Origin of the sequence: Spongorhabdus nitratireducens, from assembly GCA_947387575.1 — a bacterium.
Lineage (GTDB): Bacteria > Pseudomonadota > Gammaproteobacteria > Pseudomonadales > Endozoicomonadaceae > CANDOC01.
The window spans coordinates 275,324-296,142 of record CANDOC010000008.1 but is presented as its reverse complement, the minus strand read 5'-3'; the positions used below and the strand labels follow the sequence as shown (position 1 = coordinate 296,142).

At 47.7% G+C, this 20,819-nt stretch carries 17 protein-coding genes and 1 tRNA gene; 8 read left to right on the top strand and 10 right to left on the bottom strand.

What is annotated here, in order from left to right:
• The 3 genes from ACYZZ0_RS16135 to ACYZZ0_RS16125 form a co-directional block, all read left to right on the top strand.
• On the top strand, window positions 1–2,496 hold a 2,496-nt coding region (locus tag ACYZZ0_RS16135; protein ID WP_461537673.1), incomplete at its 5' end, for an Ig-like domain-containing protein.
• A 101-nt stretch (window positions 2,497–2,597) separates the two neighbouring features.
• Window positions 2,598–3,923 carry a TolC family outer membrane protein gene (locus ACYZZ0_RS16130; RefSeq protein ID WP_461537672.1) on the top strand — a complete coding sequence of 442 codons (1,326 nt, stop codon included), beginning with the start codon at window positions 2,598–2,600 and terminating at the stop codon, window positions 3,921–3,923.
• Between the two features lie 234 nt (window positions 3,924–4,157).
• A complete protein-coding gene (locus ACYZZ0_RS16125; protein WP_461537671.1) occupies window positions 4,158–4,763 on the top strand; it encodes an acetate uptake transporter in 606 nt (201 codons plus the stop codon).
• Between the two features lie 46 nt (window positions 4,764–4,809).
• Here ACYZZ0_RS16125 and ACYZZ0_RS16120 read toward each other — a convergent pair whose 3' ends face one another.
• Together ACYZZ0_RS16120 and sstT are read right to left on the bottom strand one after the other, a co-directional pair.
• On the bottom strand, window positions 4,810–5,274 hold the full coding sequence (locus tag ACYZZ0_RS16120; protein ID WP_461537670.1) for a FliO/MopB family protein: 465 nt from the start codon (window positions 5,272–5,274) through the stop codon (window positions 4,810–4,812).
• 187 nt (window positions 5,275–5,461) lie between these two features.
• Window positions 5,462–6,709 (bottom strand): serine/threonine transporter SstT, encoded by a 1,248-nt coding sequence (gene sstT / locus ACYZZ0_RS16115; protein WP_461537669.1) that lies wholly within the window; start codon window positions 6,707–6,709, stop codon window positions 5,462–5,464.
• Window positions 6,710–7,126: 417 nt separating this feature from the next.
• On the opposite strand from sstT, the gene ACYZZ0_RS16110 reads away from it, so the two are divergent.
• A tRNA-Pro gene (locus ACYZZ0_RS16110) sits at window positions 7,127–7,203 on the top strand.
• Window positions 7,204–7,270: 67 nt separating this feature from the next.
• Here the strand turns inward: ACYZZ0_RS16110 and ACYZZ0_RS16105 are convergent.
• Window positions 7,271–7,591, bottom strand: coding sequence for a DUF190 domain-containing protein (locus ACYZZ0_RS16105; RefSeq protein WP_461537668.1), 321 nt, complete (start codon window positions 7,589–7,591; stop codon window positions 7,271–7,273).
• 162 nt (window positions 7,592–7,753) lie between these two features.
• On the opposite strand from ACYZZ0_RS16105, the gene ACYZZ0_RS16100 reads away from it, so the two are divergent.
• Window positions 7,754–9,817 carry an autotransporter family protein gene (locus ACYZZ0_RS16100; RefSeq protein WP_461537667.1) on the top strand — a complete coding sequence of 688 codons (2,064 nt, stop codon included), beginning with the start codon at window positions 7,754–7,756 and terminating at the stop codon, window positions 9,815–9,817.
• 36 nt (window positions 9,818–9,853) lie between these two features.
• Here the strand turns inward: ACYZZ0_RS16100 and ACYZZ0_RS16095 are convergent, their stop codons facing one another.
• A complete protein-coding gene (locus ACYZZ0_RS16095) occupies window positions 9,854–11,572 on the bottom strand; it encodes a hypothetical protein (RefSeq protein WP_461537666.1) in 1,719 nt (572 codons plus the stop codon).
• A gap of 189 nt (window positions 11,573–11,761) precedes the next feature.
• Here ACYZZ0_RS16095 and ACYZZ0_RS16090 point away from each other — a divergent pair, with 189 nt between their 5' ends.
• Window positions 11,762–12,550 (top strand): MBL fold metallo-hydrolase, encoded by a 789-nt coding sequence (locus ACYZZ0_RS16090; protein ID WP_461537665.1) that lies wholly within the window; start codon window positions 11,762–11,764, stop codon window positions 12,548–12,550.
• A gap of 43 nt (window positions 12,551–12,593) precedes the next feature.
• Here ACYZZ0_RS16090 and ACYZZ0_RS16085 read toward each other — a convergent pair whose 3' ends face one another.
• The 5 genes from ACYZZ0_RS16085 to ACYZZ0_RS16065 all read right to left on the bottom strand — a co-directional run bounded on the left by ACYZZ0_RS16085 (window position 12,594) and on the right by ACYZZ0_RS16065 (window position 16,709).
• Window positions 12,594–12,977, bottom strand: a complete 384-nt coding sequence (locus tag ACYZZ0_RS16085; RefSeq protein ID WP_461537664.1) for a hypothetical protein — start codon at window positions 12,975–12,977, stop codon at window positions 12,594–12,596.
• A 69-nt stretch (window positions 12,978–13,046) separates the two neighbouring features.
• Window positions 13,047–13,463 (bottom strand): DsrE family protein, encoded by a 417-nt coding sequence (locus tag ACYZZ0_RS16080; protein ID WP_461537663.1) that lies wholly within the window; start codon window positions 13,461–13,463, stop codon window positions 13,047–13,049.
• Between the two features lie 17 nt (window positions 13,464–13,480).
• Complete coding sequence (locus ACYZZ0_RS16075; RefSeq protein ID WP_461537662.1) at window positions 13,481–13,804, bottom strand: DsrE family protein; 324 nt, start codon at window positions 13,802–13,804, stop codon at window positions 13,481–13,483.
• Window positions 13,805–13,919: 115 nt separating this feature from the next.
• Window positions 13,920–14,543: a hypothetical protein gene (locus ACYZZ0_RS16070; protein ID WP_461537661.1), complete on the bottom strand. Its 624-nt coding sequence runs from the start codon at window positions 14,541–14,543 to the stop codon at window positions 13,920–13,922.
• Window positions 14,544–14,672: 129 nt separating this feature from the next.
• Window positions 14,673–16,709, bottom strand: coding sequence for an oxidoreductase (locus ACYZZ0_RS16065; RefSeq protein WP_461537660.1), 2,037 nt, complete (start codon window positions 16,707–16,709; stop codon window positions 14,673–14,675).
• 251 nt (window positions 16,710–16,960) lie between these two features.
• On the opposite strand from ACYZZ0_RS16065, the gene ACYZZ0_RS16060 reads away from it, so the two are divergent.
• Together ACYZZ0_RS16060 and ACYZZ0_RS16055 are read left to right on the top strand one after the other, a co-directional pair.
• On the top strand, window positions 16,961–17,962 hold the full coding sequence (locus tag ACYZZ0_RS16060; protein ID WP_461537659.1) for a DHH family phosphoesterase: 1,002 nt from the start codon (window positions 16,961–16,963) through the stop codon (window positions 17,960–17,962).
• A 292-nt stretch (window positions 17,963–18,254) separates the two neighbouring features.
• The gene (locus ACYZZ0_RS16055; protein ID WP_461537658.1) at window positions 18,255–19,286 is read left to right on the top strand and encodes an AraC family transcriptional regulator; all 1,032 of its coding nucleotides are present in this window, start codon (window positions 18,255–18,257) and stop codon (window positions 19,284–19,286) included.
• Here the strand turns inward: ACYZZ0_RS16055 and ACYZZ0_RS16050 are convergent.
• A complete protein-coding gene (locus ACYZZ0_RS16050; protein ID WP_461537657.1) occupies window positions 19,281–20,744 on the bottom strand; it encodes a PIG-L deacetylase family protein in 1,464 nt (487 codons plus the stop codon). The genes ACYZZ0_RS16055 and ACYZZ0_RS16050 overlap by 6 nt on opposite strands.
• Window positions 20,745–20,819: the final 75 nt, after the last annotated feature.

The following is a 20,819-nucleotide window of genomic DNA, read 5'->3' as shown; positions in this document are numbered from 1 at the left end:
GATCTGCCACCGGTGAACCTGACCGTTACCGATGACGGTGCCGGCAATCTGACCGGACAAGACAGTGATGACCCGAATGTCACCACTGTTAACGATAGACCAGAGTCCACTGATGACATCGTTATTACCGCAGAAGATACTCCGAAAGAGTTGGGGTTAGATGATTTCGGTAACTATAGCGACGAAGAAGGCAGTGCTCTGGCTGCAGTTAAAATTACCAGCTTGCCGACAGATGGCACGCTGGAATATCAGAACAGTAGCGGACAGTGGGTCAGTGTGACTCAGGATCAGGAAATCACAGCGACGGAGATTAGTGGTGGCAAACTGCGGTTTGTTCCGGATGATGACGAAAATGGCAATAACTATGCCACGCTCCAGTTTAAAGTCAGTGATGGTAACAGTTTCAGTGACAGCAGCTACACCCTTAGAGTTGATGTCACTCCTGTAAATGATGCACCTGTTGCAACTAACGATACTGGAGCAGTTGATGAAGATGAGACTTTAACTGTTAACGAAGCTCAAGGTGTTATCAAAGGGGGAACGCAGGCAGACAGTGATATTGATGGAGATACGCTCACTGTAACCGGAATTAGAACCGGAGGAGAAAGTACGACAGGTAAATCCGGAACTGTGGGAACCCAGCTGGTCGGCACTTATGGCACATTGACCATCCAGAGTGATGGTAGTTACACCTATGTTGCTGATCAGGATGCAGCGGATGCTCTGCCTGAAGGTGCAACTGCACAGGAAAAGTTTACCTACACCGTAAGTGATGGACAGGGCAAGACTGACACTGCGGAGATTGTTATCACTGTAACCGGTACCAATGACAAACCGGATGCAAATATTGATGCCAATGCAGTCAATGAAGATGGAACCCTGAATGTTTCGGCAGAAAATGGTGTGATAAAAAATGGTACGCCTGACAGTGACCGTGATCCGGATGGTGACACCCTGACTGTTATCGAGGTAGGCACAAAGTCAGGTACCAGTGGAACTGTTGGCACCAAACTGGTTGGCACGTACGGCACCTTGACCCTGAACGCTGATGGCAGTTACACCTATGTGGCTGATCAGGATGCGGCCGATGAGTTACAAAATGGTGATATCGCATTTGACCGGTTCACTTATACCGTTAGTGATGGCAAGGGTGGCACTGATACTGCAGAGCTCAGGATTCTGGTTGAAGGTATAGACGATACTACTCAGTATAAGCCTCAGGTCGTGCTGGTTGAGGATACAGGTAATCCAAATGACTTTGTGACCTCCAATGCTGGTTTGAAAGTTATTGCCGAGAGTAACTCTGTCGTTGAGTTCAGCCTGGATGGTGGTGCAACATGGTCTAAAGATTACGACCCTGTTCAACAAGGAAATGGTCAGAATGGTGTAAACACTGTTCAGGTAAGGATTATAGATCCGGCGGGCAATGTGTCTTTGGCAAGTGATCCTCTGACATTTACCTACAAAGAAAGCACAAAATCCGGTGTCATTGACGTTAACAACTTCAAAGATACAGATAAAGGGTTTCAGCTTACAGCCAAAACCACTGTACAGAATCAGAATGGTCAGTGGGTTTTGAGTGCAGAAAGTGCAGCTCATGTTGAGAAGACTAATGCTCAGTATGACTACAAACACCCGGATGGCTTTGGCGCGAAAGGTGGTGGTTATGAAGGTGGAAGTGGACCCGGAGGGCACACTGTTGAAACCGGATACCATCATGGTATATCGGAAGAACTGATTGTTAATTTTGATAATCAGGTTCAGGAAGCCGAAGTGCACTTCCTCTGGCATGGCAACGGGGAAAGCGCCATTATTGAGCTTTGGCGTGGAAACCAGCTCGTTAAAGAAACCTCTTCTGACAAGAATAATAACGGGGACCAAGGGGAAGACGATGTCGACCCGATTATCACCCTGAAGCTGGCTAATGGAGAAACCTTCGATCGTATTGTCTTTAAGGCTCCGGGTGGCCCGGATGACCAGAATAATGACTATCTGATCAAGAAAATTGAGTTCACCGAAGCACCTGAACCTCATACTGTCACCGGTGACGGGGATGATAACATTCTCGTCGGTGATCCAAATGCCGGTACACTTGAGGGCAAAGGTGGAAACGATCAACTTATCGGCGGTGATGGCGCTGATACTTTTGTGTTTGATCTGGATGATTTGGTCAGTGATGGGACTGTGCAAACAGATACTATTACCGACTTCACCCGGCATTCACAAAATGCAGCAGAAGCTGACAAGCTGGATTTAAGTGACCTTGTTAGTGTCTCTGGTAATCTCTCGCATCAAGAGATAGTTGATGCTCTGGAAGCTGCAGGACTGTCTGTAGAATTCAAAAATGGTGATACTGTATTGCACTTTGAGGACCAGACTCAAGGCTCTGATAAAGAAGAGCTTGATATTGTTCTTAAAGGGCACGACACCGGGGACTGGAATAACCAGAATGATGTTTTGCTGGAGCTGGTTAGTAACGGGCAGATTCTGGTGTGATCCAGATGAACGGTATCTGACAAGAGTTATCTCAACAGGAAAAGAAGGCCCCGAAAAGCAAGGGGCCCGCCAGCATTATAATTAGACCCGGGGAGTAAATAATGAAGCAGCATGCAGCAAAACTGATGGCAGTAGCCATCGCTGTTGCCACATCGACACAATTACAGGCCAGTACTTTGCTGGAGTCAGTTAACGAAGCACTGGCAACCAACCCGGACATTCTGTTGCGGGTGAGTGAGGCCAGAGCAAGAGCTGATGAGATCACTCAGGCTCGATCAGGTTATCTGCCCCGGGTGGATATGAGTGCTGGCATTGGCTACGAACAAAGCCGCAACAGCACGACGGTTTCGAATGCACCAAATAATGATGGTCGTAAATATGCAGATAAAACCCGTCGTGAAGCATCCCTGACGGCGACACAAATGTTGTTTGACGGTTTTGCTACCAAGAGTGAAGTTGAGCGGCAGGAAGCACGTAAGCTGTCAGCTGATATGGATCTATGTACTGCGGCAGAGCGCACAGCACTTAATGTTACCGAAGCATACGTCAACGTACTGAGAAATCAGGCGCTGGTACAGACTGCGAAAGCAAACCAGATGCAACATCAGGAAGTTGTTGAGCTGATTCGCAAGAAAGGTGAATCCGGTATGAGCTCTGATGCTGATATTGCCCAGGCTGAAGGACGACTGGTTTTAGCTGAAGCTAATACCATCAGTGCTGAAGCCGCTTTGCGTGATGCTCAGGCAGCCTATCATCGTGTTGTCGGCAGAGTGCCGGGGAGTGTAGAAACACCGGTTGCTCCGGAAGGTATGCCTGCTTCTCTGGAAGATGCGCTGGGGCTGGCAGTTAACCATCATCCAGTATTGAAAGTTGCTGCTGCCGATGTATCTGCTGCAGAAGCAAGCTATGAGGCCAGCAAAAGCAACTATCTGCCTGAGTTCAATCTGGAGCTGGGTGCGACCTGGGGTAAGGATCAGAACGGCGGTAGCACCACGACCTATGATCACACTGCGATGGTTCGGATGAACTACAACCTGTTTAACGGTGGTGCCGACAAGGCTCGTCGCAGTCAGACCAGCAACCTGATGAACGAGGCTCTGGAAATCAAGAACCGGGCTCAGCGCCAGGTGGAAGAAGAAGTACGTCTGGCATGGGTTGCTGCTCGCTACGGTGCAGACCGTCTGGAGCCGTTGGCAGGTCACGTAAAACATGCGAAGAAGTCACGCGACTTGTATGAGCGCCAGTTCCAGCTTGGCACCCGGACTTTGCTGGACCTGCTGGATAGCCAGCGTGAGTACTACAATGCCATTAACGCTTATGTGGATGGTCAGAATAACCTGATCTTCAGTCAGTATCGTCTGATGCACAGCACCGGATCTCTGCTGTCTTCAATGCAAGCTGATATGCCTGTGGGTTGCAGTGGTTGATCAGAACAGAAATAAGCTTGGTTCGTAGTATGTAACTTTTTCGTACTCAACTAGGTGCTGCTACGGTTGTTTTGCCAATAGCCGTAGCAGCCGTTGTTTGTCTTCGCTTCTCTCCCTAAAATTTCCCGCCTTCTGATTTTTTACTCTGAGCAAGATGACTGCTTTCCACGAAAACCATTGGTTTTGGTGTGGGAGGGTTGTGCTCTTTTTATTCTGAAAAAGCTGTACGGATAAATGATGCAAAACAAATATGCCAACCCGGCACCGCTGGGCCTGTGTGGTTTTGGTATGACCACTATTCTGCTGAACCTGCATAATGCTGGTCTGTTTGAAATCAGCGCTGTGATTCTGGCCATGGGTCTGTGCTATGGCGGTATGGCGCAGGTGCTGGTTGGTATGATGGAGTTCCGTCGCGGCAATACGTTCGGCACGCTGGCGTTTACTTCCTATGGCCTGTTCTGGTGGTCCCTGGTACTGATCTGGGTATTGCCAAAAACCGGCGTGACAGCTGCAACACCGGCTGAGTTTGTTGGTTGGTACCTGCTGCTGTGGGGCATTTTTACTCTGTGCCTGTTCTTTGGCACCCTGAATGGTACTCGTGCAGCCCAGTTTGTATTCGGTTCCCTGACAACCCTGTTCTTTATGTTGGCTTACAAGGACTTCACCGGTAACCATGCCGTCGGCATTATGGCGGGTTACGTAGGCATTATCTGTGGTGCCAGTGCCATCTATGAAGCCATTGCTCTGGTACTGAACGAAAAGTATGGTCGTACTGTACTGCCGCTGGGTGAGCCCAAGCCTGCACGTTCACATGCTCTGAACAATACAGTTGCTGCCTGATTTTTCGGTAGCCTGAAAAAAAACGGACTCAAAAGAGTCCGTTTTTTTATGTCTTTTTTCTGAGGGTATTGGCCAATATATTGTTAGCGGCTGTTTCGGAAACAGGTGCGTTACTATCAATAACTGGCTCATCAAACACATGCAGTGTTGTGGCATTCTGGCCTGACAGGCTAATCAGTAGCTGAACATTGCCGGCCTCAATAATACAAACCCGCACTTGATTGGTAAGAGGCTTCATAGCCAATATTTTTATCGGGCCTTTGATGGCTGATCCTGGCTGATGAAGATTAAAGCGCTTGGCCAGCCAGGCCATGGCAAAGATCAGGGCAATTACAATCAACAGCGAAGCACCCATTGCCAGTAATGAGTTGCCCAGTTCCAGATCCGTACCAGTATTTTCGACAACGTCTGATGATGCTTCTGTGGCCTCATTGGCCACTGCCACCATTACTACCCAATACGATAGAAAGAAAGTAACAAGCTGACATCCTTGCCGGATCAGATAAGACATGGTGTTTTCCCACGCAGTCGGTGCTGTCGATTGTTATCAATAATATGGAACAGCTTTGTATGACTATAAAGCGGGGAAGGGGAATGGTGAATAGGGAATGGTGAATGAGATGGAGAAGGGCTACGGTGCTTAAAGTAAAAAAGCGCATGGAGTATTGCTCTCATGCGCTTTTTTATCGGTGCTGGAGTTAAGCCTGTTGAGGCTTGGCTCCGAGCACTTCACCTTCACGTTCAGCTGCAATGCAGGCAGCAGCAGTGAAGACAACATCAGTAGAGCTGTTTAGACCGGTTTCAGCAGAGTCCTGAATTACACCGATGATAAAGCCAACAGCAACGACCTGCATGGCAACATCGTTGGAGATACCAAACAGGCTGCAAGCCAGCGGGATCAGCAGCAGGGAACCACCGGCGACACCGGAGGCACCACAGGCAGAAACAGCAGATACAACACTCAACAGTACCGCAGTGGCGAAATCAACCTGAATACCCAGGGTATGAGCAGCAGCCAGCGCCATTACAGTGATGGTGATCGCAGCGCCGCCCATGTTGATTGTGGCACCCAGCGGGATGGATACGGAGTAGGTATCTTCGTGCAGATCCAGGTTTTTGCACAGCTGCATGTTAACCGGGATGTTGGCGGCAGAGCTGCGGGTAAAGAAGGCAGTGATACCACTTTCACGCAGGCAGCGCAGTACCAGCGGGTAAGGGTTCTGACGAATCTTGAACCAGGTGATGATCGGGTTAACAACCAGAGCAATAATCAGCATGGAGCCCAGCAGTACACCCAGCAGCTGAGAGTAACCGATCAGTGCAGAGAAACCGGTTTCGGCAATGGTCTTGGATACCAGACCAAAGATACCGATCGGAGCCAGCTGAATTACAAAGCGTACAATCGCAGATACACCGTCGGACAGATCCTGCAGTACTTTCTTGGTGTTATCTGACGCATGGCGGAAAGTAATACCCAGACCAATAGCCCAGGCCAGAATACCGATGAAGTTACCGGTCAGCAGTGCTTCTACAGGGCTCTGGACGATCTTGAACAGCAGAGTGTTCAGTACTTCAGCGATACCACCTGGTGGTGTGGCACTGGCACTGTTGGTGACCAGTGTCAGGGTGACCGGGAAAGCAAAGGACATAATGACAGCAGTCAGAGATGCTGCAAAAGTACCAATCAGGTACAGCGCAACGATTGGACGCATATTGGTGTGCTGGCCTTTCTTCTGGTTGGCAATGGATGCCATTACGATCACGAATACCAGCGTTGGAGCCACTGCTTTCAGGGCGCCAACAAACAGGCTGCCCAGAATACCCATATCGGTTGCTGTTTCCGGCGCCAGAGTCGCCAGAAGACCACCGGCGACAATACCGATAGCGATTTTTAGAATCAGATTACCGCCCATAAGGCGTGAAAGAAGAGGCTGGCTTTGGCTCATAAATCCCCCCGAACGTATCGGATAAAGTGCCTGTTTAGTTAAAATTGCTGCGCCAATTGGAAAAAAATTTAAAAAAGCCTGTTAATGAAATTGATTTGTAGAATTTTGCCTTTTTGGCGGTTGATCGATATTGGTACAAACTGTTTTCTTTTAAGCGCAATCCTACGTCGACCTTGTCGAACAGGTATTGCGGTATATCAACTTGTAAGGTGATGCCGTGTTTTTATCTGTAGTCTCAGGCCTTAATCTATGCGGGACGCGAGACGTTGGAGTGGGAACTCGAACAGGCTGAAAAAGGTATGTTTGAAATGTTTATTGTTGTTCGAGGTTTTAGTTTATAAAAATATATGAAATTCAATAGCTTAAAATTTATTTTTACTTGCATTCAGCCGAAGGGATCTGTAATGTACGCGGCATCGGGGTATAGCGCAGTCTGGTAGCGCGCCTGCTTTGGGAGCAGGATGTCGGGAGTTCGAATCTCTCTACCCCGACCATTTCTTTTTCTTCCTTATATATCTCCTTTTTTCTTCTTGTGCTGTCAATCGACAGATTTCGTTGTATCTATTCAAAATCTCTGCTCATTCCATATTCTACTGGTACCTTGAAATAGAACAGGTTTAACTGTTCCCGGCGTAACAGTGCAAAAAATGACCGGGCCTCGTCCTCAGATACGATCATCTCTACTTCTACCGGCTGTTTTGGTCGCTCCAGAATGTGGTGGCTATAAATGTGGCGGTTTTTCCCAAACCCCTGATCGGCAACAATGGCTGTTGCTCCCCTGAAGCCCATGCTGCGGGCCTTTTTGACCAGCCAGTCTGGTAACGGCTGGTCGGCATGGTACTGATCCTGGCGAGTAAAGAAAGTAAGCTGAAAGCCCCGCATACTGCGACCTCATATACCGATTTTCAGAATAAAATCCGGTCACGCACATGATCATTTCACTGGGTGTGAAGTTAGCCGATAACCATCTATCAGGAAGGATTTATCGTTTGCTTGCTGCAGTCTGTAGCTTGAACTGCAGTCATCAGGTTCACGGAGGAACCGATGAAAGGCCGGTATCAGGCAGTCGCACCACTGACAATGACCATTCTGGGCGCTCTGTTTGCCTTGCGTGCCGAGGCCATCGGACTTCAGGTCCTCAGTGACAGCATTACCAGAGTCGGTACCTCTCAGGCACTGGATGCCGGTATTCAGGTGCAGGCATCCATTCCTGGATTGGATATCCGTCATGATGTGACTGCCGGCGGAGTGCTGGTATCAGGCCGGATCGCGAGTCAGATTGGACCGGCTCTTCTGATAGAAGATGGCATTCGAGTGATGCATGCCGGGCCAGCGATTCAAATTGCAGGGGAAGTCATTGGTCAGATTCTTAATCAGAGCGGGCAGCTGATCAGTACTGCAGCCAATCCGGTGGCTGTTGATTTTCAAAATGCTACCGGTGAATCAAAGCTGGACTTTGTTCAGACCGGAGATGCTGCAGTCACTACCGGTTCAATTCTTGGCCGGGCAGGTTTCGGGGATAGCGCAACATTCCATGGCGGGACTTTTACCGGAGAATCCTTGATTGTAGATATTCTGGAGGTCAGCACAGCTGTCAATCAGCTTCAGGTAACGGGAGCCGGGGGCTTTTCTCTGCCACAAAAAACAACGGTGCTCTATAGCGGAGATCACAATCCCCCTGCTAATCCTCTGATTAATGTTACCCAGACACTTACAGCCAGTGCAGGCTCAACAGTTGAGACAAAAGCCGCTGATAAGTCGGCTCATCAGGAAATTCAGGCTGCGGGCAACAAAACTGTAGTCGTTGCCCGTGCCGCAAATATCGTCGGGGGAGAAAACATCTCCGTTCGTTCATCTACGGTGTTGCTGGATGCTACCAAAGATCTTCAGGGTAATGAGTTGAGGGTTGTTTTACAGCCTAAAGCCTCATCCGATATATCCAGAGATATTGTCGCTGCAGGTACATCTGACAACCATACAACAGCATTTATCAAAGCTTATGAAGCCGTCATGGCTTCTACCGACAATCGCTCAAACCAGGCATTCAATATATTGAATGTTGACAGCCAGGCTGTGAAATCAGTTGCCGATGCAATTGCTCCGGATGACAGTGTGGCAGTGCCTGAAAGCACTCTACACCTTGGCAGGCTGGCAATAGACAGTGTCGCGCTGCATCTCGATGAAGAATCCGATATATACAGCTTCCATCAGCCCAAATCTGTTTATTTTTCTGACTGGGATGTTCAGCAAAGCAGTAATGAAGATTCAGAAGATAAGAAATCAACCGCCAAAGGAGGCTTCTGGGCACGGGTCATAGGGAGTCAGGCCGGACGTGATAGCCATGATGGCTTTTATGGCTATAAGACTGAGATCAGGGGTGTGACTATCGGTGCTGATACCGGCTCCGGCAAAGACTATATCCTTGGCGGAGCTCTGACCCATGCAACGTCAGGGATTGACAGTAAACAGTCCGGACGAAAGACAGACACAACCAGTTATCTCGGTACACTCTATGGTGCAATGAAAACAGATTATGGCTTTACCAGTGCCATGTTGAATTATGGTTTTGGTCAAAATGAAACCAGAAAATGGCTTGGTGGATCAAAAGTGACGGGTAATTATGATAGCCACCAATGGGGAGTGAATCTGAAAACCGGTTTTAATTTTACCCTGGGAGAGAACTGGGTCTGGAGACCGTTGACGGCACTGAACTGGCAAACTGTGTCGTTTGATAAATACAGGGAAAAGGGCAGTACTGGTCTGGAACAGGAAATCAAGGCCGACCGATACTCTGTGCTTGAGCTTGGAGCCGGTGTTGATATGAAAGGCAGCATGTCGTTGGGAGATGGTGTGTTAATACCATCGGTCAGCCTGATGGGATGGTATGGCTTTGATGGGCGCAAGAACGGCGTTGAAGGTCGTTATCTGATTGGTGGTGACGGCTATAAGCTGAATGGTCCTCGCCGTAAACGCTGGCGTTACCAGGGTGGTATCGGCGTGGACTATATGGTGAATGACCAGCTCCGGGTGGAGCTGGATTATACACATGACCGCAGTTCAGGCTTCAAGGCGGATAATGTGAGCCTGAAGTTGCGGTATGATTTCTAGAACAGTTTTCTATTACCGATAGTAAGTCTTAGATCTCTAGTAATAGTTTTGCGGTATGAGTGCATCACCGTCACACTGCAGTGTGAATGTACTGTTTCCTATACAACGATCCAGTCCCAAAATAGCATGAATCGCCAGCACATATTCAAGGGCATCTTCCCGATCTTTAAAGATCACAGTTCTTATAAATGGATCCATAACAAACGTTTCTCCTTCCGGAGAAGTGTAGATATGAATACTATAAACTCTGGGAATGACAACAAATTCCAGAAGCATTATAGGCTTCCTGTTTGCTCCGCCAGCTGTAGTTGCTGAGAAATTCGATGGAGTACAGAATTTACTTGCAGCAGAGTCCAGAGTTTTAAGGATTACCGTCTTATTTGACTCAGACAGCCTATAAACATCCCACTGGTTTTTAAAATAACTGAAATTGCAACCAACTTCAGTAATGCCTGTATTATCCAGTGACTGCTCGCCATGCTTGACTCGAGTGCGTTCACGTCCACCCTCTGATTTTAGCTGCATTGAAACAAATTCAAGCATGGGGCAGGAAAGTGCCTCAAACCCTTGAGGGCTGGCGATTACTCTGGTCATGAGCATTAGCATCTCATCAGATTCCAGCTCAGTTCTTTGCAGGGCACTGAATTGAATGATCTCCGGGAATGCTGATGCCTCATCATATTCCTCCATACTCAGGCCTCGTAAAGAACCTGAGTATTGTTCGGCGGTATATTCCAGAAAATTCATTACTCCAGTTTTTTCTCTTAAATATTTTTGGAACAAATCCAGTAACTGTCGGTATATATCTTCAGCAGCTGCGTAAGTATTATTGATTTTATCCTGTGGTATCGGATCTGAATAGACACCTCCGGTTATGCCTGATATGTCATTACCAGTAGAGGCAAGTAGAGCCATTTTAAGCTCGATATCACCGTCACCTAATAAGGACCTCATATTTATGAGTTCGCCATTGGCATCCTCAATATGCCTGATCGCATTAAGAATTTCTCTTATACGTCTAAGTGCATCAATTAGCAGATGAGCATAATCAACACCACTTTGGACTCGTTGACTTGTATAGAATGGTAATGCTGAGGAACTGTTCACAGGCTCATTTACTGAGCAGCTAAAAACATACTCACTTGGGTAACTGCTCCATGTATTGGGCATTCCTCTAAGCTGCACTGAGAAATGACCTTGAGCAAGCGCACGAATAGCTGACCTTATTTTTGGTACAGTATCAGTCATTTCTTGAACTTCAAGTTGTATTGCAATCAGAGCATCTGCGTGATTGTTCTGGGTAATATCCTGTACTGTTATTTCCTGTACTGTCATTTCCTCTACCGCAGGAGAGTCGAAGTGAACAGGCTGACTTGAAGCCACAGGAGGCTCAGATGCTTTAAACTTTTTTGGTATTGATTTTAGAAACTTATGGTATTCGCAGTGCCTTCCTTCATTACATTGAGGACAATAAAATTTAATACCGACATGTCGCCCTATTTTTCCCGCTATTACGGAGCTACTTGTTGATTGAGGCTTGGCTCTTTTTCTGGGACTCACTTTTTTGGAGCAAAACTCGCAACTTGGAGATGCTTGATAGTCTTTATCTTCTACCAATAATTGCTCTGTTTTTATGTTATGTTGTGTCAGACACTGCTGGCATAAAAGCATCGAGAAGGCATGAGAAGAAATAAGCAGGCCAAAAATTATTGAAACTGATTTTTTTGAATTCCTGATTAAACTCCATTGGTACATCTGCTAACCCTCCGGCATACGATCTTGTTTATTTTGATTTCAATAAGTTCTTGTAATAAGACATTGTGTGATTTGGTTTGTTTTCGTAATTTTGGGGTTTTAATATTCGTTTTTAGAATAAATAAAATCAGGCATATTCATTAGAAAGCGGCTAGGCTCTTGAATTTAGGCTGAATCAGGCTTGAGTTGATGTCATTACTGGAATCCAAATTAAAACGGCATACTGTGTTGCCAACGGTTAGACAGTTATTTGATCCTCAGTCGAGCACCTATAGCTATTTTATTACGGAATCTGTTCATAACTGGGCTGTGATTATTGACCCTGTGCTTGCCCATGTAGATTCCTATCTGGAACTTTGTGAGCAGCAAGGCTTGGAACTTCATGGGGTTCTCGATACCCATGTTCATGCTGATCATATTACCGGAAGTGGTCGTCTCTATGACCTGACCGACTGTGATGTTGTTATGGGAGGAAACTCCCATGCTGAAGGAATAACAAGAATACTGAAGCATGGGGAAGTCTATTACTGTGGTCGTTTGGGGTTAACCTGCCTCCATACCCCCGGGCACACAGCCGAGTCGTGTGTTTACATGCTGGCACATGAAGGCCAAACCTGCCTGTTTACCGGGGATACTCTGTTGATTAGAGGAACCGGGCGCACTGACTTTCAGGGCGGAGATGCCGCAACCCAGTATCACAGCCTGTTCGATATTATTCTTCAATTGCCGGACGAAACGCTGGTATACCCCGGGCATGATTATCATGGCCGCAGTGTCAGTACGCTGGGTGAGGAAAAACGACACAATCCCAGATTACAGGTTGCCAGTGAAGCTGAATATGTGAACCTGATGAATAGTCTGGATCTGCCTCCGCCTGCGATGATAGACAAGGCCGTGCCTCTGAATATGTTGGGCGGGCGGGAGGCTCATATTAGTGAGGTAGATGAAAGCCCACTGCTGGCGATCAGTCGGGACTAATTGCCAGCAGTCGGGAGATATCGCAGACCGTTTTAGCAGGAATTTACCAGTGCCAGACCTGTTGATATTTATCCAGAGTTCCGGCGAGCTGCTCCCGGTGGACAAGGTGTAAACCATCCATCAGCTCTGTGGGCTCAATGCCGCGGTCAGTCAAGTCTTCCTGCACAATATAAACATTTATATCTTTATCCATCATCCGTTGCAGATCTGCTGCAATTTCCGGAGGCTGGGTTTGTTTGAAGTGGCCGATATTCAGACCTGAAGCATCCTGACTTCGGACGCCGTAGCTGACAGCATTGCCCTGTAGCAATACATCAATATTAGCGCCGGCATTGGCCATGGCCTGAGATAACCAGAGAATAGTATCGTCTTGTTCTTCCAGTGTGGCACGATAAGCCGTTTCAATAATATTCAGTACTTTCATCATATCTTCCTGGCTTTTTCTGGTGGTTTCCTGGCTTTTTCCTTAGTGACTTCCTTAGCTGTTTCCCCACGATCAACAAGTGGGAATAACCAGTGTATTGTCCGCTGTCTGAGCAAACTCCCAGAAGTCGGCTGGCGTCCCTCGCCGAGTGCCTTCAATGGATTCGTTCATGCCACGCTCATCGACACATAAGCCACAATTTACCCATTCCAGACTTCCACCTTTCTGCTCTACTGTTGTCTTCAGGGCACAGACCCATTTGCGGGGAAGCGGGTGATTTTCTTCAGCGGCATCACGGCCATGAACAGCATTAGGGTGTGCCTGCTGATGGATAAATGACAAGCCGACAGCACCTTCATAGGCAAAAACTTTCAGGTGATAACCCCGGTTGGCTGCAATATCAAGCAGCCTGAAGGCGGTTGTAGTTCGCGCATTTTCAAAAGGGGCATCCATCAGGGCAAAGTTCAGGGTTTTTCTTTGCTCACTCATAGCTTCACTCCTTTAAATCAGTGCCACATGACTTTGTGGCCTTCAGCCATACGGTCAATTACGAAGTCGAGGGGAGCAGCCTGAACACAGGTATTCATATGGTCAGGTGCAATGCCTCGCTCCCGCAGGGAAAAGTCATCGGCCATAATTTTTACGCCGGCATCTGAAACCAGTTCCAGTTGCTCGAAACTGCTGGAATCTCTGGCTGGAAATACGCCGTTCTGAACCAGAAAAAGCGTGACATCATTGCCTTCCTTTACAAGATCTATTGCCAGCTGATGAAACCGTGAACAGTTATTTTCAAAAGGGTCGCGGGACTCTATCAGCAGATAAGCAGACATGCGGATATACCCTGTTAGTATTGGAAACTAAAAGGTAGTCAAAGAATCACTGTTATGTATTACTGGCGAGTAAAGGCAGGGTTGTTCTTGTGTAAAAATCATGTGAAAAAGAATATTAGTGCAGCAGCAACTCGTGCTGGCCACCACGTAATTTGAAGCCAACCCTTTGCAAATACTGGGCATGTATGTCATTGCCGGCATCCGATACCAGTCGTTTGATACCCTGATCGCGGAAGAAGTCGATATTATCCCTGAAAATAAATTCTCCGGGCTTGAGATCACGGTACTCTGGTAAAACATAATCCAGAGTGACTTCCATTGTTCTGCTGTCGATCTTGCGACCGATAAAAACCCCGGCCAGGGACAGGTTTCTGTGAATCATCATGGCGGTATAGGAAGAGTCACGCAAAATGCGAAAAGTTGGGAAAAATGTTCTGATTTCTTCCTGGTGTAATTTCAGAAACTCTCGAATATAAACATCATTTACCGAAGCAGCCAGCATGCGAAAATGTGTTTTTTCGGTATAAATTTTCCACAGATAAAAAATATTGGCGCAGCAGATAAAGTAGTTGAGTACGGCTACAGGAGGCGCACCAATCATCACCCCATAGGTACCAAAGCAGAAAGCGCCTGTCAGATTCATCCAGCGCAGCCTGATAATCGAACTCATAGTAAGGCTGATACCGGTGATGATAGAGGCGGCATAGCCAAACATTTCAAGCCAGTTAATGCCTGTCATGGCTTTGCTCCCGAAGGGTAGAGGTGACAGATAACAGAAGGCTGGAGTAGGGGCGGCTCCTGCAGTCCTGGCCATTATGATTAAACAAGATAGCAGGAGCCGATTCATAAAGGGGAGGGTTGTAGATAATTAGATAATAGCGGCCAGACGGCTTCCCTGATCGATAGCTCGCTTGGCATCCAGCTCTTTGGCTTCATCAGCTCCGCCAATTAGATGCACCTTGATGCCCGACTCTAACAGTTCCTGCTCCAGTTCCCGCTGTGGGTCCTGTCCGGCACAGAGGATGACATTGTCGACCTCAAGCACTTTGATTTCTTCTCCCTGACGTATATGCAGACCGTGATCGTCTACTTTCAGATACTCAATATCATTCAGCATCTGAACGCCCTTGTTTTTCAAGGTTGCCCGATGAATCCAGCCGGTGGTTTTGCCGAGATTTTTACCAACTTTGGACTTCTTGCGCTGACAGAGGAAAACGTCTCGTGGGGATGCAGCAGGTTCAGCTTTTACACCTTCAACACCACCACGTACGTCCAGATTGACACCCCACTCCTGCAGGAACGCCTGTTTATCCAGACTGGTAGACTGACCTTCATGGGTGATGAACTCTGCGACATCGAAACCGATACCACCGGCGCCGATAATGGCTACTTTCTTACCGACAGGTTTTTGTTGTTGCAGCACCTCAAGGTAAGACAGTACCTTCTCGTGATCTATACCCTCGATTTCAGGTGTGCGGGGCATGATCCCTGTGGCGAGAACAACCTCATCATAATTTTCGGGTAGCAAATCACTGGCACGAACTTTCTGTTCCAGTTGCAGGTTTACGCCACTCTTTTCGACCTGCTTACCGAAGTAGCGCAGGGTTTCATAAAATTCTTCTTTCCCGGGTATCTGCTTGGCGATATTAAACTGACCACCGATTTTGTTAGCTGCATCAAACAATGTGACCTGGTGACCGCGTTCAGCAGCAACAGTTGAGAAAGCCAGTCCGGCCGGGCCTGCTCCCACGACTGCAATTTTCTTTACGGGCTCTTCGGTTTTCAGCGGGATATAGTTCAGTTCCGTTTCATTACAGGCTCGCGGATTGACCAGGCAGCTGGAGAGTTTCATTTCGAAGGTATGATCAAGGCACGCCTGGTTACAGCCTATGCAGGTATTGATTTCATCTGCTTTACCCGCCTCTGCCTTGGCAACAAACTCGGGATCTGCCAGAAACGGCCGGGCCATGGATACCATATCGGCTTCGTTCTGGCTCAGTACTTCTTCAGCGATTTCCGGCGTATTGATACGGTTGGTGGTGACCAGCGGAATAGATACTTCACCTTTCAGCTTGGCGGTAACGCCGGTGAAGGCTGCACGGGGTACCATAGTAGCAATGGTCGGGATACGGGCTTCATGCCAGCCGATACCGGTATTGATAATGGTGGTTCCGGCTGCCTCTACAGCTTTGGCCAGTTGCACGATTTCATCCCAGCTACTGCCGCCTTCAACCAGATCCAGCATGGACAGACGGAAGATAATAATGAAATCAGTGCCGACTTTTTCCCGGGTGCGGCGAATTATTTCAAGCGGCAACCGAATCCGGTTTTCGTAGCTGCCACCCCACTGATCTGTGCGCTGGTTAACTCGTTCTGCGATGAACTGGTTAATCAGGTAGCCTTCAGAGCCCATGATCTCGACGCCATCATAACCGGCACTTTGAGCAAGGCTGGCACAGTTTACGTAGTCTTCGATCTGCTGCTCGATTTCATCAGCACTCAGTTCGTGAGGTTTGAAAGGATTGATAGGGGCTTTTACTGCGGAAGGACCAACACTTTTCGGATTATAGGCATAGCGACCGGCATGCAGAATCTGCATACATATTTTGCCACCTTCCCGGTGTACAGCCTCGGTAACGATCTTGTGAGCCTCTGCTTCCTTCTGTGTCGTCATCTTGGCGGCTCCCATCGCAACCGCGCCTTCAGCGTTAGGGCCAATACCGCCTGTGACGATCAGGCCTACTCCGCCGCGAGCGCGTTCGGCATAGAAAGCTGCGAGGCGTTCAAAGCCACCGGGACGTTCCTCCAGACCTGTGTGCATAGAGCCCATCAGAACCCGGTTTTTTAATGTGGTGAACCCCAGATCAAGGGGAGCAAGAAGGTGTGGATAAGTTACCTGAGACATTTTTATTCTTCCGTTATCTCGTCAAGCTGGTATGGCTAAAACTTACCGTTGGCTTGAACGGGCAACAATGACCGCTTGGAACAAAGTCATGATCAGTCAGAGCGGGTACCCAAAGTGCATCGATATAAAAAAAGCTGTTTCTCGGGATTTTCTGCCAGAATTGGAACATTAATCTCTCCGGGCTGTGCCGGATGCTGAATTTTAAATAGAACAGCCCGTTGTCCTCTTGTTATCGGGAGTAAGGGATAAGCATGGGACGATTTCTTGCCATACTGGGCTTTGCCCTGCCCGTCTGGGGGCTGGATCTGTTTAAGGCCATACCGGAGCAATATGAGCATATGGTCTGGTGCGGGCATCAGGTTCCGGATACTGATGCTGTCGTCGCTGCTATTGGTGCGGCTGAACTTTATGGCGGGCAAGCAGCTATTGCAGGAAAACTCAGCGCGGAGACGCTGTTTGTCCTGAAGACATGTCGGGTAGAGCCTCCTCCCTTCCTGAAGGATGTCACTTTCAAACAGGCTGGTCTGATCGATTTTAACCAGATTGCCCAGTTACCTGATGGTATCCGTCAGGATCAGGTAGTGGCGATTATTGATCACCATGAAACCGCCAGTGAGACTATCAATACGCATGGGCCGATCAGTATCGATATTCGCCCGTGGGGAGCCAGTTCTACCATCGTGGCTGATCATTTTTTCAAGCAGGGTATTATTCCGGTTCGGGAAACATGTTGTGCACTGCTGGGCGGAATTCTGTCAGATACGCTGACTTTCTCCAAAACCACTACAACCGAATATGATCGTAATATCGCCGCCAAACTCGCCAAAATTGCAGATGTTAAAGATCTTGAAGAGTTTGGGCACAGTATGCTGGTTGCCAAATCGGATCTGGACAAGCTTCCGGCGGCGGATATCTTGATGACTGACTACAAGCGTTATGTGGTTAAGGGTAAAAAAGTCGGTTTTGGTGTTGCTGAAACACTGGATGCCCCGGCACTGTTAGCCCGGAAAGATCAGTTTTTGAAAGCGCTGGCAAATATAAAAGCCAACCAGCAAGTTGATTTTATCTTTTTCTCTGTCACTGATGTGAAGCGACAGTGTGCAAATATTTTGGGGGTGGATGCTGAAGATAATAAAGTGATACAGGCTGCTTTTGATAAGAGTGCACCCGGAGAGTGGGTGAGATTGCCCGGCCTGACGTCGCGTAAAGTGCATTTAATGCCCCGGATTCGTCAGATAATTGAAGCGTTTTGATGCTAAATAACTCGCTTTAAAAATAAAAATAGTGTTGCACCAAAATCCTGTTTCTATAACAGTCAGCCTTAGAGCCTGTTCACAATCTTATCGTGGGCTGCAAATGCCGATAAAAACCTCAGGTGCTCCGCTTTTCCTCGTTACATAGCACCACTATGCGCCTCGAAAAATCGAAGCACCTGAGGTTTTTCTCAACATTTTCACTATCCACGAAAGATCATGAACAGGCTCTTAGAATAAATTACTTCCTGACCAGGTCTGCTGGCAGGATACACTGCCGGAGCTGTATATCATGGGGCTGGGGAAAATTGCACAGGGCTTTTTGCTGCCACTGATTGAGGCGAGTGAGATTCCGGATGACAAACTAACTCGATTATTGCAGCGCAATGCACTGTCTGAAATTGACTTCAGCCAACCAGAACAGTGGGTATCTATCACCCGTTACATGAAGCTTGGGCAGGCACTGATTGAGTATGGCAACTGCCCTGAGATTGGACTTGTGGCTGGCTCAAGGAGTGGGCTGCAGGGGCTTGGTTTTGTTGGCTCTCTTGTTATTACCGCACCCACCCTGAGGGCGGCTTTGAAAGATCTTGTGTACTTTGAGAGGCTTTACTCCAGCTGCATTCGAGGACAAAGCGTATTTCGTCAGCTGGATTTGCAAGGGAGTCTGCAACTCTACTCAATCAAACCTTACAATGAATACAACCATTTCATCGTGGATTATGTCCTTAGTCACTGGTATCACCTGAGTGTACTGCTAACCGGAAACGAACGTGTTGTTGCACAAGTAGAATTTGAATTTCCGGCACCGCCCTATGCTGAAATGTACAGTAAATTTTTTCATTGCCCGGTTTACTTTGGGCGACCGCATAACCGACTGTTGATTAGTAACAGCGGACTGGATCAGAAATGTCTTTTGGCTGCACCGGCTGAGCATCAGCTCTACTTGGAGCTATGTGACAAAGCCTTACTGCAAGTTGGGCAGGATGACAGCTGGGAATCCCGAACCATGCGAGTGTTGTCGGGTATGCTGACGAAAGAGTCTGCCGGTCTTGAAGGCGCAGCAAGGGAACTACGTGTACCCTCCTGGACGCTGAAGCGAAAACTGCAGGAAGAGGGAACCAGTTTTACTCAGGTTCATGATAAAACACGCCATAGCCTTGCTGTAGCTCTGTTGAAAGAGTCCGGGCATGCTATTTCTGAAATTGCCTGGCTCACTGGTTTCTCTTCTACTGAAGCTTTTTCCCGAGCCTTCAAGCGCTGGACGGGCCTGTCACCTGGCGAGTTCCGGCGGCAGGATGAGTTTGCATCAATTCGTTTATGATGCACCGGGTGTGCCGTCAGTAAACTTCTGCTCCTGATGAGCTGAGGAGATCAGAAAGAGCTCATTGCTTTTTATGGCTTTCCGAAAATACCCTTCAGCGCCATAACGGTTTGGTCGACGACCAATCAAACGTTGAAGTTGGACTCGAATCATTTTTTTCAGCTTCTGCGGGCGCTTCAGGTCATGCATCATTTCCAGTGCATAAACCTTGTCTTTCTGTTGCTCAATTGTCATTGGCCAGGAGACAACACTATAAATTGAAGGTTTTAATTCCATACAGGGAGGAACGCCGCCAATGGCATGCTCGGGTCCAAAAGGAAACATATCTGTGGTGTGATAATGGTTGGCGTAGTGAAGGATTTTTTCCGGTTGTACGGCTGCTTTTGAAAGTGCTTCATAAAGTGCATAGGAGCCATAAATATGATCGGGATGTTTATCTAGCTCGGTTAAGGGCGTAATAATCACTTCAGGCTTAATGGCATCAATCAGCTCTGTCAGATCCTGCACCAAATTGCTCCATGTTGGCTGTCCGTTCTCATCTGAGCTTAATTGACGGGAATTGTATTCCCTGAACAGTCGGGTATCCGTCAGAGAGGCTGTCAGAGAAGAAAAGGGCTTATCTGGCGCTGAGTGCATGTCTTTCAGGCGTTTGCAAAAGTAGCCAAGATTGATGCAGTTTTCCTGTGGTACTTTGCCCCACAGAGGAACGGCAATGCTGTCCAGCGCCCTCAGACGACCTTTGAGGCGAGAAGCCTGATCTGGATTCTCGTATACGTGCTGGAAATGCTCCATTTGTATCTCACCTGCAGTCAGCGTCACGATATGTACATCGCTCGACTGGCTGTACAACCCGAAGGCTGCAATTTCTGCATCGTCAGCATGCGGGGAAATAATCAGCATCCTCTTTTTAGAGTAATCGGGATGCTTGAACCCCAGTAACTTGGCGTCGAACTTAGATGCTTTACAATGCTTGAAGTCCAGCGAAATACTGTCGCCACTGTTCAGTGCTTCGGCAAAGCAGGAAAGATTCAGGTAACGTAACCCGTTGGTTCTGCGCTCAAGATATTGCCGCTTCTGTTTATTTCTAAAAGAAATAACTATATAGGGATCAAACCAGTAACCGCTGATGGTTGTTTCCAGGGGTAGGGCAAGAAGCCAGGTTGAGCATTTGAAGGGCGGATCTATAGAGACTTGATCTGTTGGCGTTGATTGGCAATAGTCTGCCTGAAACTGATATTGATAATCGCTGGATGGCAGGTAGAAAAGATGATCGGCATCCAATAACTCATAAAGAGCATAAGCAAACAGTAGAATGAGTAATCCAAGCTGAATACTAAAATATGCAGTAATTATGCTGCTACAGCATGCAGATAATAGAAGTACTTGTACCAGTCTTCTCTGCTTTAGCTTTTTATATTGTAGAGACTTCGCTGTCTGATTTTTATCTAAGCCAGCCATTACAGTGTGACTTCCTTGCGTCTTTTTCGGTTTTTAAACCGGATGCTTCCACAGTGAAGTATAGACACTGGCTTT

Excerpts from the sequence above, each read along its gene's own strand:
- ACYZZ0_RS16130 (WP_461537672.1), top strand. The coding sequence starts at position 2,598 with ATGAAGCAGCATGCAGCAAAACTGATGGCAGTAGCCATCGCTGTTGCC.
- ACYZZ0_RS16125 (WP_461537671.1), top strand. The coding sequence starts at position 4,158 with ATGATGCAAAACAAATATGCCAACCCGGCACCGCTGGGCCTGTGTGGT.
- ACYZZ0_RS16120 (WP_461537670.1), bottom strand. The coding sequence starts at position 5,274 with ATGTCTTATCTGATCCGGCAAGGATGTCAGCTTGTTACTTTCTTTCTA.
- sstT (WP_461537669.1), bottom strand. The coding sequence starts at position 6,709 with ATGAGCCAAAGCCAGCCTCTTCTTTCACGCCTTATGGGCGGTAATCTG.
- ACYZZ0_RS16105 (WP_461537668.1), bottom strand. The coding sequence starts at position 7,591 with ATGCGGGGCTTTCAGCTTACTTTCTTTACTCGCCAGGATCAGTACCAT.
- ACYZZ0_RS16100 (WP_461537667.1), top strand. The coding sequence starts at position 7,754 with ATGAAAGGCCGGTATCAGGCAGTCGCACCACTGACAATGACCATTCTG.
- ACYZZ0_RS16095 (WP_461537666.1), bottom strand. The coding sequence starts at position 11,572 with ATGTACCAATGGAGTTTAATCAGGAATTCAAAAAAATCAGTTTCAATA.
- ACYZZ0_RS16090 (WP_461537665.1), top strand. The coding sequence starts at position 11,762 with ATGTCATTACTGGAATCCAAATTAAAACGGCATACTGTGTTGCCAACG.
- ACYZZ0_RS16085 (WP_461537664.1), bottom strand. The coding sequence starts at position 12,977 with ATGATGAAAGTACTGAATATTATTGAAACGGCTTATCGTGCCACACTG.
- ACYZZ0_RS16080 (WP_461537663.1), bottom strand. The coding sequence starts at position 13,463 with ATGAGTGAGCAAAGAAAAACCCTGAACTTTGCCCTGATGGATGCCCCT.
- ACYZZ0_RS16075 (WP_461537662.1), bottom strand. The coding sequence starts at position 13,804 with ATGTCTGCTTATCTGCTGATAGAGTCCCGCGACCCTTTTGAAAATAAC.
- ACYZZ0_RS16070 (WP_461537661.1), bottom strand. The coding sequence starts at position 14,543 with ATGACAGGCATTAACTGGCTTGAAATGTTTGGCTATGCCGCCTCTATC.
- ACYZZ0_RS16065 (WP_461537660.1), bottom strand. The coding sequence starts at position 16,709 with ATGTCTCAGGTAACTTATCCACACCTTCTTGCTCCCCTTGATCTGGGG.
- ACYZZ0_RS16060 (WP_461537659.1), top strand. The coding sequence starts at position 16,961 with ATGGGACGATTTCTTGCCATACTGGGCTTTGCCCTGCCCGTCTGGGGG.
- ACYZZ0_RS16055 (WP_461537658.1), top strand. The coding sequence starts at position 18,255 with ATGGGGCTGGGGAAAATTGCACAGGGCTTTTTGCTGCCACTGATTGAG.
- ACYZZ0_RS16050 (WP_461537657.1), bottom strand. The coding sequence starts at position 20,744 with ATGGCTGGCTTAGATAAAAATCAGACAGCGAAGTCTCTACAATATAAA.